The organism is Corynebacterium sp. LK10 (assembly GCF_008042455.1).
Taxonomy (GTDB): Bacteria; Actinomycetota; Actinomycetes; order Mycobacteriales; family Mycobacteriaceae; genus Corynebacterium; species Corynebacterium jeikeium_D.
The window spans coordinates 164,314-177,300 of record NZ_NOVT01000021.1 but is presented as its reverse complement, the minus strand read 5'-3'; the positions used below and the strand labels follow the sequence as shown (position 1 = coordinate 177,300).

12 protein-coding genes are annotated in these 12,987 nt (G+C 57.7%); 7 read left to right on the top strand and 5 right to left on the bottom strand.

The genetic code is table 11. The features are described from left to right. Positions 1-176: 176 nt before the first annotated feature. The 4 genes from CHU70_RS09380 to CHU70_RS09365 all read right to left on the bottom strand — a co-directional run bounded on the left by CHU70_RS09380 (position 177) and on the right by CHU70_RS09365 (position 4,537). Positions 177-1,784, bottom strand: coding sequence for a DASS family sodium-coupled anion symporter (locus tag CHU70_RS09380; protein ID WP_049170921.1), 1,608 nt, complete (start codon positions 1,782-1,784; stop codon positions 177-179). 282 nt (positions 1,785-2,066) lie between these two features. Beyond that, positions 2,067-2,507 carry a hypothetical protein gene (locus tag CHU70_RS09375; protein WP_016422649.1) on the bottom strand — a complete coding sequence of 147 codons (441 nt, stop codon included), beginning with the start codon at positions 2,505-2,507 and terminating at the stop codon, positions 2,067-2,069. 39 nt (positions 2,508-2,546) lie between these two features. Further along, positions 2,547-4,292 carry a DEAD/DEAH box helicase gene (locus CHU70_RS09370; RefSeq protein ID WP_048733265.1) on the bottom strand — a complete coding sequence of 582 codons (1,746 nt, stop codon included), beginning with the start codon at positions 4,290-4,292 and terminating at the stop codon, positions 2,547-2,549. Next, positions 4,289-4,537 (bottom strand): DUF3039 domain-containing protein, encoded by a 249-nt coding sequence (locus CHU70_RS09365; protein ID WP_005509477.1) that lies wholly within the window; start codon positions 4,535-4,537, stop codon positions 4,289-4,291. Before CHU70_RS09365 ends, CHU70_RS09370 begins: the two co-directional genes overlap by 4 nt. Before the next feature lie 174 nt (positions 4,538-4,711). On the opposite strand from CHU70_RS09365, the gene CHU70_RS09360 reads away from it, so the two are divergent. The 6 genes from CHU70_RS09360 to galE all read left to right on the top strand — a co-directional run bounded on the left by CHU70_RS09360 (position 4,712) and on the right by galE (position 10,380). Then, entirely contained in the window at positions 4,712-5,251 is a 540-nt protein-coding gene (locus tag CHU70_RS09360; RefSeq protein ID WP_016422647.1) for a DUF3099 domain-containing protein, read from the top strand. Between the two features lie 38 nt (positions 5,252-5,289). Beyond that, positions 5,290-6,855 (top strand): methyltransferase, encoded by a 1,566-nt coding sequence (locus tag CHU70_RS09355; protein WP_147719059.1) that lies wholly within the window; start codon positions 5,290-5,292, stop codon positions 6,853-6,855. Continuing rightward, the gene (dtd, locus tag CHU70_RS09350; RefSeq protein ID WP_049170914.1) at positions 6,856-7,290 is read left to right on the top strand and encodes a D-aminoacyl-tRNA deacylase; all 435 of its coding nucleotides are present in this window, start codon (positions 6,856-6,858) and stop codon (positions 7,288-7,290) included. A gap of 136 nt (positions 7,291-7,426) precedes the next feature. Beyond that, entirely contained in the window at positions 7,427-8,416 is a 990-nt protein-coding gene (locus tag CHU70_RS09345; RefSeq protein WP_016422644.1) for a sigma-70 family RNA polymerase sigma factor, read from the top strand. Positions 8,417-8,719: 303 nt separating this feature from the next. Continuing rightward, a complete protein-coding gene (locus tag CHU70_RS09340) occupies positions 8,720-9,400 on the top strand; it encodes a metal-dependent transcriptional regulator (RefSeq protein ID WP_016422643.1) in 681 nt (226 codons plus the stop codon). Then, the gene (galE, locus tag CHU70_RS09335; RefSeq protein WP_069358725.1) at positions 9,397-10,380 is read left to right on the top strand and encodes a UDP-glucose 4-epimerase GalE; all 984 of its coding nucleotides are present in this window, start codon (positions 9,397-9,399) and stop codon (positions 10,378-10,380) included. Before CHU70_RS09340 ends, galE begins: the two co-directional genes overlap by 4 nt. A gap of 26 nt (positions 10,381-10,406) precedes the next feature. On the opposite strand, the gene CHU70_RS09330 is transcribed toward galE, so the two are convergent. Further along, positions 10,407-11,519: a DUF4192 domain-containing protein gene (locus tag CHU70_RS09330; RefSeq protein WP_242451390.1), complete on the bottom strand. Its 1,113-nt coding sequence runs from the start codon at positions 11,517-11,519 to the stop codon at positions 10,407-10,409. Positions 11,520-11,748: 229 nt separating this feature from the next. Between CHU70_RS09330 and CHU70_RS09325 the strand changes: the two genes are divergently transcribed. Next, positions 11,749-12,951: a PAC2 family protein gene (locus CHU70_RS09325; protein WP_016422640.1), complete on the top strand. Its 1,203-nt coding sequence runs from the start codon at positions 11,749-11,751 to the stop codon at positions 12,949-12,951. Positions 12,952-12,987: the final 36 nt, after the last annotated feature.

Below are 12,987 nucleotides of genomic sequence, written 5' to 3'. Positions count from 1 at the left end.
CCTGAAAAATGGCCTGAAAGTGTCATAAACTCACACAGTTTCACATTTGCAGCCAAAAGCCCCGGACCACCGAAGTGGAACGGGGCGAAGGAGTATCTGAGCAACGCTAGGCGAAGCAGTCCGGTGGCGGTTCAGCGCGCTGCCCCACCATCCACTACGGGCTACTACATACCCAGCTAGTACACGACGCCGAATACCCACTGCAGCAGCGTCAGCGATGCCACAGAAATCACGATCAGTGCGACGACGTTCAGCCAAACACCGGCCTTGACCATGTTGTCCATGCTGACGTAGCCGGAGCCGTAGGCGATGGCGTTCGGCGGTGTTGCAACCGGCATCATGAAGGCCGAAGTAGCTGCCAGTGCAACTGGAACGGCGAAAATCATCTGGTCGTGGCCCAGACCGATTGCCATCGCACCAACCAGCGGCAGGAAGGTCGCGGCCGTCGCGGTGTTAGAGGTGAACTCGGTCAGGAACAGCACAACGGCGCCGACGACAACCACGAGTGCAGCCACTGGCATCCAGCCGAGAGTAGACAGCTGCTCGCCAATCCAGTCCGACAGCCCAGAGGCACCGAACTGCGAGGACAGTGCGAGGCCACCACCGAACAGCAGCAGCACGCCCCACGGCAGCTCTAACGCATTTTCCCAACGCATAAGCTTAACGCCATCAGGACCGCCCGGAATAATGAACAGCGCAATACCCACGGTCATTGCGATAACCGCATCGGCAATCTTGGTGTCGGGCAGCAGCACCGGAACAAAGACCCACGCCAGTGCCGCCGCGATAAACACCAGGAGCACTCGGCGCTCTCCAGTCGACATACGGCCAAGGCGCTTCAACTCGTCACGCATGAGTTCGCGCCCACCTGGAATATGCGTAATCTCCGGCTTAAACAGAACATTTGTCAGCAGGAACCATGCACAGAGCATGAGCACAACCGCCACCGGGACACCGAGCAGCATCCACTGGCCGAACCCAATATTGACTCCCTGCTCCGCCATGTAGGCCGCCAGCATAGCGTTCGGAGGAGTACCAATAATGGTGCCCAGCGAACCAATCGATGCCGCGTAAGCGATACCCAGCATCAGCGCGATACCGAAGTTTGACTTTGGCATCGGGTCATAGCTTGACGACGACTCCTCGGCCTCCTCCAGCGCATCCCCACCGGGGGTTTCAGCGACGGATTCACTCGCAGAGCCCGTATCCTCTGCAGCAACCTTTTCATCGTGCAGCATTCGGACAATGAGGCTCAGGACGGACACACCGATTGGCAGCATCATCACGGCCGTGGCCGTGTTGGAGACCCACATCGACAGGAAGCCAGTAGCCACCATGAAGCCGAGAATCAGCATCTTTGGTGACGACCCCATGAGCACCAGAACCCACAATGCGACGCGCTTGTGGAGGTTCCAACGCTGCATCGCCAGCGCCAACAGGAAGCCGCCCATAAAGAGGAAGATGGTCGGGTCTGTGTACTTGCCCGAGAAATCCTTAATCTCCGCGAGGTTGAGAATCGGGAATAGAGCCAGCGGCAGCAGAGCCGTAACGGCAATCGGGATAGCCTCGGACATCCACCACACGGCCATAAGCACTGCTACACCTGCGGTTGCACGCAGGTTGTGATCGAGCTCAGCCGGCATAAAGAAGTACACGAGCAGGGCCAGGATGATACCGAGTCCTAGACCGGTGCGCTTACGGAAAAGCTCTCGGCTGAGGTATCCACGGTCTTGTTGGCCAGGTGACAGTTCCGGGGAGTTGTCGCGCGTAGATGTCGCTGCCACGATTCACGCTCCTATTTAATAATCAGCAGACATCCTGTATTGCACGCATGTTCAAACGTTTACCGCATGTAGGGGATGCCAAATGTGGGTACTTTCTGACACCAATATCATTACCAACACTCGGCCAAATATGAGATTTCACTAAGAAACCCCCGGCCGAAACTGCAGGCAGTTGGGCTTCGGGGGTGGATTACGGGGTTAGCTCATTTCCTGATTGCGTATCTGGCGTTGACCGAAAACTCCGGGCACAAAGTAAGACCGCCATTGATGTCGCTTCCGAACTCACTCCGATTGCTTCTTTGGCTGATCAGTACCCATCTGCTTAGAGATGCACTCGGCATACTCTCCAGAGGTGCGCTCGAACTTCTCGCACTTCGACATCGCATCTGATGTCGACGAATACAGCATCAGCGACACCACGGCGGCTGCAATACCCGTCACAATGCCGACCACGCCCAATCCGAACGAACCGCTGATGACCGCGTCTCCCCCGGCTGCCTGCACGCGTTTCTTGGCACTCATTGCCTTCGCCATCGCGATGATGCCCAGAACAATGCCAAAGACACCGAGGATGCCACCAACAATCATCCAGGACATCAAGAGTCCGCCGACGCCAAAGATCAGTGCCAGCACGCCAATAGTCCGACCGTCATTGCCTGGTACAGCTGACAAACCACCGCCGGTCAATTCTGACGGCCTCGACTTATCACTGCTTGCCGACATTCTTCTCTCCACCATAGATTGCTCAGTTCGTTTGAAACCCTACCAATTACGCAGGTAGCTGATGCGATCACGCAACTGTTCCTCCGTACATAGCGCAGTCGGCGGGCCACCACAGGCGCGCCGAACCTCGTTATGCACTTGACCATGTGGCTTACCGGTTCGCGCCGCTGTCATCGACACCAGCGTATTGAGCTCCTTCCGCAACTTCGGCAACACCTCACTGGCCACCTTCTGCGGCCTTGGGTACGCCGATCCCTCAATCCGGTGCACCGCGCCCCCTTCGCCCCCGCTTGACGACGATTCCCTCGCCTCCTCGCGGGCTTCCTTCTCTCGGGCACTGGCGGCTTTAAGCTGTTCATCCTGCCGCTGACGCAGCAAGAGTCGCATCTGATCGGCGTCGAGAAGCCCTGGCAAACCCAGATAATCGGCCTCTTCGGCGGAACCAGCAACGGTTGCGGTGCCGTAGGAGGAGCCGTCGTAGATGAGGTAGTCGAGTTCAGCATCCGCGCCAATGGATTCGTAGGCCGGCAGCAATTCATCGGGCTCATCCTTGCGGCGATTGGCCTCAGCGACCAAGTCATCTTCCCAGCCCTCCGAAGGCCGATCCGGCTTGCCGAGCACGTGGTTGCGCTGCACCTCCATCTGCGAGGCCAAGTCGAGCAGCACCGGAATCGACGGCAAGAAGACGGAAGCAGTCTCCCCCGGCATGCGGCTTCGCACGAATCGTCCGATAGCCTGCGCGAAGAATAGCGGAGTCGAGGAACTTGTCGCGTACACACCGACCGCCAGCCTCGGCACGTCCACGCCTTCGGAGACCATGCGCACGGCTACCATCCACTCATCGGTGGACTCGGAGAAAGTCTTGATTCGTTCCGACGAGCCCGGTTCATCCGAGAGCACTAACGCCACCGGCGTAGAGGCAATCTGCTCGAGAATGCGTTTGTACGCACGGGCAGTTGCCGCATCGGAGGCGATAACCAGGCCACCCGCGTCCGGGATATGCTGCCTCATCTGCGAGAGCCGGGTGTGCGCTGCCCGCAGCACAGATGGCATCCACTCGCCCTTTGGGTCAAGCGCGGTGCGCCAAGCACGCGTGGTCTCCTCTGGGCTCATCACGGTGCCCAGTCGCGCAGCGAACTCATCACCCGCGCTATCACGCCAGCGAGCTTCACCGGAATAAGCCAAAAAGACCACTGGGCGCACGACGCCGTCGGCAAGCGCATTGGAATAGCCGTACGTGTAATCGGCGACGGAACGCGAGTAACCATCGCCGTCCGGCGAGTAGCGAACAAACGGAATCGCTGCGTCATCGGAGCGGAACGGCGTACCAGTTAGGCACAGGCGGCGTTCGACATCGCCGTAAGCTTCGGAAATACCGTCGCCCCAGCTCTTGGCATCGCCGCCGTGGTGCACCTCGTCCAGAATCACCAATGTCGGCCGAGCGGTGGCTACGGCATGGTGCTTAAACGGATGCACTGCGACTTGGGCGTAGGTCACAACAATTCCCTGGTAGGAGGGGTTTACCACACCCTTGGCGTTGGTGAATTTGGGATCCAACGCAATCCCCGAACGAGCAGCGGAAGCAGCCCACTGCACTTTCAGGTGCTCAGTGGGAACCACGACGATGATGCGCTCGACGATCCGGCGCGACAGCAACTCACTGGCGATACGCAAGGCGAAGGTCGTCTTACCTGCGCCCGGTGTCGCCACTGCAAGGAAGTCCTTGGGGTTAGTCGCCAGGTATTTGTCGAGGGCCTCCTGCTGCCATTTACGAAGCCCGCTCACTTGCGACGCAGGGACTTGTAAATCCGCTCGCAGTCAGGGCATACCGGTGAACCCGGCTTCGCTGACTTCTTCACAGGGAAGGTTTCACCGCACAGAGCAACGACGTAGGAGCCGTTGACCGCGGAGTTCACGATCTGGTCCTTCTTGACGTAATGGAAGAACTTCGGGGTATCGTCCCTCGTCGACTCATCGACGCGGGTATCGGTGCGTTCAATCGTCTTTGTCGTCTTCAATGGAGTGCTCACAGATTCCAATTGTGCCCCATCGGTCAAATTATGCCCAGTGACCCAGGTGCTGGCCGCTGCTGACTGCTGCCTTCCACAGCCATCCACAACATCGCTACGACTACGCGAGCATGCGGCTGCAACGGACATAGCTAGTTGAGACGACCCCACGCCACAGGCGTATGCTAGACAACCATGGCGCGAATCAATGACCGTCGCGACTCCGCGCTGCCGAAACGCGGAAGTTCCCGGCGACGCAAGAAAGACGCGGCGTTGATTACCGACGCCCGCGGCTCTCGGATTCGCAACTATGACCACCGCCGCCACGTCTACGCGGCTCTGCAATGGTCTCGCATTCCGCTGCTGCTTCTTTCCGGCGCTTTTTATCTGTGGTGGGATGTGCCGTGGATTGCAGCGATTCTCATGGTCGTCTCCGTACCCATGCCGTGGATCGCGGTTGTCATCGCCAATGGCGTTGGAGAACCCGCTGACAAGCGTAAGCCGCGCGTCTACAAGCCTGGAGTTGTACGCGAGCAAAACCGCAAATGGGAGGAGCAGCAACGCCAGCGCGCCCTCAAGGAAGCAGAGATGCGCGCGCTCGGTTCTGCCGCCAGTACCGAAGACACCGACGCACCGACGCAGTCCGGTAACGAGACCACCTCAAATCCCTTCGATGACGCAAATGTCATCGATATGCCGGAAGACGACGATTCGTCGTCAAGCTCCCCTAACTAGCCCCTCCGCCCCGCTTTACGACGAAGGTAGTGCCTACGATGACCTTTTCCCCCTCCACCTTCACCCCACCGACTGATCAGCAGCTTCGTGATTTTGTCGACTGTGCGGAGGAATTTGCCACCGCGCTCAGGCGCCTTGAGTTTTCCAGTGAGTCACTGCGTCGAGTCCTAGGCGCCGAGGGACTGGCCGCGCTGGACCGCGGTGAGCCCGGCGTTGTCGATGTTCTGCTTACCGAAACTGAGGGCGTTTCTGCGGACACTGTGACCGCGTTGCGTCTTTTCATCCTGGGCGATTTCGCCGACGCACAGCAGCTATTTGGGGCTGAGCTGACAGCCAAGTTACTGGGCAGCGGCATACTTGCCGGCACCGCCACCAACGCACAGGTGTGTATCGATGTGCGCCCGGTCGAGATTGCGGGAGTCGACCGTATTGTCTTTTCCGACCGCGATGCCTCTATGAGCGATCACGTTCCTGGACCCGATCATGTCTTGGGCGTAGGGCGGGCTTCCCGCTCCCTCCTCGATATTTCGCCGACCTCGGCGGTGGAATCCGTACTCGACCTCGGTGCCGGTTGTGGCGTCCAGAGTCTTGCCCAGCCGGATGCAAAGTCGATTGTCGCGACGGACATTCACCCCCGGGCGCTGTTTTTTGCCCGCGCTACTTTCGCCGCAAATGGCTTCGACCAGGCGCAGGCCGTCGAAGGTTCGTGGTTTGAACCGGTTGCAGGCAAGAAGTTTGACCGCATTGTGGCGAACCCGCCGTTCGTCGTAGGGCTGCCAAGTGTGGAACATGTTTACCGTGACTCAGGATTGAATCTGGACGGTGCCACCGAACTTATGATCCGCGGTCTGGCCGACCATCTCACCGACGGCGGCACGGCGCATCTGCTCGGTGCTTGGGCCCATATCGAAGGCGAAAGTTGGCAACAGCGCATCGCCTCTTGGCTCCCTGCTGAAGGCCTCGAAGTGTGGGTAACACAACGAGATGTCGCCACGCCGGCGGAATACATCGGCACCTGGCTTCGAGACGAGTCCATCGACCCCCGCAGCCCAGAGGGCTGCGAGCGCTCCCGTGCCTGGCTGGAGCACTTCCGCAACAGCGGCGTGACAGGCATCGGGTTCGGCTACATCACAGTCCAACGCATTGCCGGCCCGACTTCCGCCGTGTGCGAAGAAATGCCGCAGCCTTTGGCCGCTCCTTTCGGCGCCGAAGCCCAGGAGTATCTCGGCCGCGCAGAATGGCTTCGCGCACAAACTGCTAACACCATCCCCGAAGCTGCCTTTACTGTGCGACCCGGCGTCGCCTTAGAACGCGTTTCGCTTGCCGACGTCGACAGCGGCCAGGGCTTCACTGAGTTCGATACGCGCATCTCACGCACCGACGGCCCCGCCTGGACACACTCAATCGATGAGTCCGTCGCAACCATCCTGGGTGCACTGCATCCCGAAGCTGCCCTGGGCTCCGTCATCGACATCATGGCAATGTTTGGAGCCTTTGATGAGTCCGAAGTCCCTGCAATCAAGGACGCCCTAGTTCCCATCGTCGTTGACTTGGTTCGCCATGGTCTGATTCTCCCCGCCGAGCTCTTGGAGGATAAACAGTAAATGAAAGCCGTTCTCACCCGAGTTAAATCCGCGTCAGTCACTGTCGACGGCTCCGTTGTTGGCCACGTTGACGGAGGCGATACCGGCGCCATCTTGGCGCTCGTAGGTGTTGGCCGCGAGGACACTGCCGATGCTTGGGAAACGATGGCCCGCAAGATTGCGGAGCTGCGCATTCTGGATGGCGAGCTCAGCGCTGTCGACGCTGGCGCCCCGGTGCTCGTTGTTAGCCAATTCACGTTGATGGGGGCGACAAAGAAGGGACGGCGGCCGTCGTGGGTAGACGCGGCTCCGGGCCCAGAGGCCGGACCCGTCATAGAAAAAATTGTCGAGAACTTGCGCAATCGTGGCTTGACGGTCGAAACGGGACAATTTGGAGCGATGATGGAGGTCGCATCCGTCAATGATGGACCCTTTACAGTTCTCGTAGAATGCTAGTCGCGGCAGTTTTTCTTAACATTATATTTGCATGGCAAAATTACCCTATTGACATTCATCAACTTTCACGGGAACATTTCCGTAACTCCGTGCGTTGTAGTTATTGAGTCCACTTAAAAATCCAGGAGGCAGATTCATGAAGAGTGCCGATATTCAAAATGACGAACTGGAAGGTCAGCCACGGGACAAGGGGCGCCGCACTGGCAATAACTCCAATCCGTCCGCCGATTTGGTTCGTGTGTATTTGAACGGCATCGGAAAGACTGCTCTTCTCAGCGCTGAAGAAGAGGTGGAACTTTCTAAGCGCATTGAAGCCGGTGTATACGCCGAGCATTTGCTGCAGACCGGCGCGAAAATGACCCGCGCAAAGAAGCGTGATGTCAAGATTTTGGCAAAGGAAGGTAAGGCTGCACGCGCCCACCTACTCGAAGCCAATCTCCGTCTTGTGGTCTCGCTGGCGAAGCGCTACACCAACCGCGGTATGCCTCTGCTGGATCTAATCCAGGAGGGCAACTTGGGCCTCATCCGCGCCATGGAAAAGTTCGACTACACCAAGGGCTTCAAGTTCTCCACTTACGCAACGTGGTGGATTCGCCAAGCTATTACCCGCGGTATGGCTGATCAGTCGCGCACCATTCGCCTCCCTGTTCATTTGGTTGAGCAGGTCAACAAGATTTCTCGTATCAAGCGTGAGCTCTACCAGCAACTCGGCCGTGAGGCTACGAATGAGGAATTGGCAGAGGAATCCGGCATTCCAGAGGCCAAGATCGAGATGCTGCTGCGCCAGTCCCGCGACCCGGTGAGCTTGGACATGCCGGTGGGCACTGATGAGGAAGCTCCTCTGGGAGACTTCATCGAGGACTCAGAGGCAACTGATGCCGAGGAGGCAGTTGTCGCTTCCCTGCGTCACCACGATGTCCGCAAGGTTCTGTCCACTCTCGAGATTCGAGAGCAGGAAGTTATTAAGCTCCGCTACGGTCTCGACGATGGCCTGCCCCGCACGCTGGATCAGATTGGCCGCCACTTTGGCCTGTCTCGCGAGCGCGTCCGCCAGATTGAGCGGGAAGTTATGTCCAAGCTCCGCGAGGGTGACCGTGCTGACAAGCTGCGTGAGTACGCAAACTAACGCCACATGGCGGTGACATCGATAGGGTTCCTAATTTCAGCCCTGAGATAGAGCTGGACTTCAATGCCGACCCCGTGCCGGAGTTTCATCCACACTGGCGGTCGGCGTTTTCGTCTGCACGTCGAACTTTCGACATCGCGTACGCTCCCTTCCGCCTCAGCAGCGCCCACCGAACCAAGCTTTTCGCTGCCTAATCAGCACCAAAGCCACTAGATTTGCGAGCCCTAACATCTTTCTTGCGCAAGTGTGGTTATCCTAATACTTGAGTGAAAGCTTTTAAGACTGTGTTATCGGAGGAAAACCGTGAGGGATTTGGTTGACACCACGGAAATGTACTTACGTACGATTTTCGAACTCGAAGAAGAGGGCATCATTCCTTTGCGTGCTCGCATTGCCGAACGCCTTGAGCAGTCGGGGCCGACCGTTAGCCAAACCGTTGCGCGCATGGAGCGCGATGGCCTTCTCGTAGTTGCCCCAGATCGCAGCTTGCAGCTTTCCGACGAGGGCCGCAGGCTGGCCACGGCTGTCATGCGTAAGCACCGCCTAGCTGAGCGCCTACTTACGGATGTCATTGGCCTCGAATGGGACAAGGTTCACGACGAAGCCTGCCGCTGGGAGCACGTAATGAGTGACGAGGTCGAGCGCAAACTTCTCGACGTGCTTGACTCTTACACACGCTCCCCATTCGGCAATCCGATTCCCGGTTTGGGAGACCTCGGTGGGACTCAGTCACCAGAGTCGTTAGAGAACGTTCGCCGACTGTCCGATCTAAACCCCGGCGAGTACACCGTTGAGATCGTCCAGATTAACGAAATCCTGCAGGTCGAGCAGAGCTACATGAAGCGTCTCCACAAGGCTGGAATTATGCCGGGTACTGAGGCACTTGCCGAGGTTGCCGCCGGCCGCGTGACTCTCGCCCGTGGTGATCATTCTCTTGACATTCCGGATACTCTGTCTCACGCAATCATGGTGATTATCAAATGAAACTCCTCGTCACTGGTGGTGCCGGCTACGTCGGTAGCGTGTGCTCGGCAGTATTGATTTCTCTTGGCCACGACGTCACCATTCTGGACAACTTCTCTGTTGGCAACCGTGATGCGGTGCCAGAGGGCGCGACCCTAGTCGAAGGCGATGTGGCGGACAAGGCCTACGAGGTTCTGTCCTCCGACAGCTTCGACGGCGTCGTTCATTTCGCTGCGAAATCGCTTGTTGGCGAGTCTGTCGAAGTTCCTTCCGACTACTGGCACAACAATGTGGGCCAAACCCTGAAGCTACTCGACGCGATGCGTGATACCGGTACGAATAACCTGGTGTTCTCTTCGACAGCTGCAACCTACGGCGAGCCAGAGAAGACACCAATTACCGAAGACATGCCAACCGCGCCGACCAACCCTTACGGTGCCACCAAGCTGGCCATGGACTACGCCATCGCCTCTTACGCCAAGGCATACAACATCGGCGCTACCAGCTTGCGTTATTTCAATGTGGCGGGTGCCTGGGGCGGTTTTGGAGAAAACCGTGAGGTGGAAACTCACCTCATCCCACTGGTACTGCAGGTTGCGCTCGGTCACCGCGACAAGATTATGGTCTTTGGCAATGACTGGCCGACTCCGGACGGCACCGCGGTGCGTGACTACATCCACATCAAAGACCTCGCCGATGCGCATGTCTTGGCACTAGAGTCCAACACGCCGGGAACCCACCGTATCTTTAACCTCGGTTCCGGCGACGGCTTTTCAGTTCGCCAGGTCATTGAAACCTGCCGTAAGGTCACCGGTCACCCGATTCCCGCTGAGGATGCACCGCGTAGAGCCGGTGATCCGGCAACCCTTATTGCCTCTTCTCAGCGTGCCATGGACGAGCTCGGATGGAAGCCCAACCAGACGGAGCTTGAAACCATCGTCGCCGATGCATGGGAGTACACCAAGAACCTCGGCGACCGAGCCCACTCGGCGCACCGCTAGGTACTGCAGTACAGCTTGCAGGGTCGCTAATCAATACGCGGCATTTTCACCTTGTATACCCTGCGCAGTACCTCTTGTGCTGCTCCAAGAATTGTGCCGACGCACCTCGGCACAATTTGATTGGCGACCGCAATTTCCAGCAACTGAGTCAGTGAATGATTCGGTTGCTCCCCCGCTGCCTCATCGAGAGCTGTTTGCGCAAAGTTCTCCAGCCCAGCCGCGAACTTTGCGATGGCAAAACACGCTAAAGCGTTAGCACGCAGGCTGCCGCGGTGGACGATTGCGGCCTCGCGCCAGATTTCTCCCATTGATTGCGCCAACTGCGTAGTAATGAAAATCATGGACATATCGCGCAAGGTGACGTTGGTCAGTGCTGCTGCAATGGCATATCCTGCGTTTTCATCGCGCACCGCCTCATGTGCATCCATCACACCATCGGCCACGTTTTCCACGGCGGTTTTGAGCATGTCGAAGTGCTCAATGAGCGCGGGATTGTCCGAACCAATTTTGAGCTTCCTCGGCTGCTCAACGGCTGTCGCTCGTTCCCGGAGGCGTTCAATCAGAGCCCTGTCTTTACTGTCGTGGAATTGGCCACCTCGAAAATAGCTGCGGTACTCCTCATAGTTTTTGAAAATCTGCTCTCCCTGCCGGGAGATTAGATTTGCATTGTCGGTCATCAGACTGTCACCGACAATGCCGACGATCTCTCCCTGCTCGTCCGTGACAACTTCCCCCGCAGCAATAGTGGCAACGCCCGCCAAACGCACCTCATACAGGCCGCCTTCTCGCAGCCAGCCTGTAATAGGTGTGGAGTCCTTTTCAATCCCCCAGGATTCGTCGATGATAAACACATCTGCGTGAGTGCATCCTTCATCGAGCAGGAAGTCCGCGGCTGCCCGCACCAAGTCAGGATTGTTCTCCATCGAGGCCACATCCTTAATCAGCATCGGGCCAGCATGCGCTGTCGGATCAAACTCGACCTTGCCATCGATGAGATCTTCGACCTGCTGACGATACAACGCCGCAATCACTACCTGCCCCCGCGGATAGAATCCAACGATTCCCGGCAGGTTCGTCAAAAAAACACTCGGCTCAATTTCAGGCTTTTGTCCTGCACCGAAGTTCTGTTTGTTTCCCATTAATTCCTTACCCCTTTTCCCCCATTGGAATAGCTCGACAGCGGACAATCCTCTCGCCATCTGGTGGCTCTCATTGTTATCGAATCCGCAACAGCCTTGCTTGTGCGCGACCGGAAAAATCGGCCCATCTGTGGACTACTTTCAACTTGTGGATAACTGGAATAATTTCTGCGGTATCGTGGTTGTTTACTTCAAATGACGAAAAATGTGATGCAGGAGGTAGTCGTACGTGAGTGATCCGACCGACAAGCCTCAGGGCAATATGTACGAGGTAGTTTTTCCGGTTCCTGACGTAACGGGAAGCGAGGGCCATCTGACCCTGGTCATTGCACTTAGCGGTTATGCGGATGCCGGTAATGCCGTCTCGGAATCAGCTAGTTTCCTCTTGGATGCTCTCGAGCACCGTCCATTGGTGAACTTTTCTATCGACGAGCTGATTGATTATCGTTCTCGCCGTCCCTCTGTGACGATGAACCACGACCAGATTGTGGATGTATCCGATTTGAACCTGTCACTCAATGTGGTTCGCGACAACGTCGGTAAGCCGTTCTTGCTGCTTTCTGGCCCTGAGCCAGACATGCGGTGGGAGGCTTTCTCGACTGCCGTTGCAGAGTTGGCGGAGCGCTACGATGTCGGTCGGACTGTGTCGCTGTACTCGGCTCCGATGACGGTTCCGCACACCCGACCACTGGGCATCATCGCCCATGGCACAGATAAGCGGAAACTCGGTGATATGCATACCTGGGGAAACCGCGTCACAGTTCCGGGTGCTGCGAGCCTGAACATTGAGTACGAGCTCGCAAGCCGCGGTTGTGATGCCTTTGGTTTCACCGCACAGGTGCCACACTATGTCGCGGCCTCTGAGTATCCGCTGGCGTCACTGCGGCTGTTGCAGGAGGTAGCAAAACTAGCCAAGCTCGAGCTCCCGCTTGAGGCGTTGGAGAAGGAATCCGCGCGGGTGGCGGAGCTGCTCAATACGCAGACGAATGATTCCGGCGAGGTCTCTCAGCTGGTCAATCTTCTCGAGGAACAGTACGACCAGGAAGTTCAACGTCGTCAAGAGCTGGAGACTTCTCCCCTGCTTGGACCTAACGGCGAGATGCCTTCGGCCGACGAGATTGGCGCTGAGTTCGAAAGGTTCCTCGCTTCTCAACCGCTGCGCCCAGTAGAGGATTCTTCCTCGCTTGACGACGAGGCGGAGACCCCGGCCAGCTCGGATTCCTCGGCAACTACATCAGAGGACACTGACGCACACTCGGAAGAATCCGAGTCGGCCTCGGCGGATGATAGGTCTGCGGAGTTTTCTGCAGACGGCACTGCCGAACAGCCTGAGTCAGAACAGCCTCGGGAAGAGCAGGCGGAAAGCGAAGAATCCGGTGAACCGGAACAACCTCGCCGTCGGCGCGGCTGGAAGCCCTGGTTCCGCTTCTAATCCGGGGTTACCGCTAGGGTGGGAAGCGTGTCACTA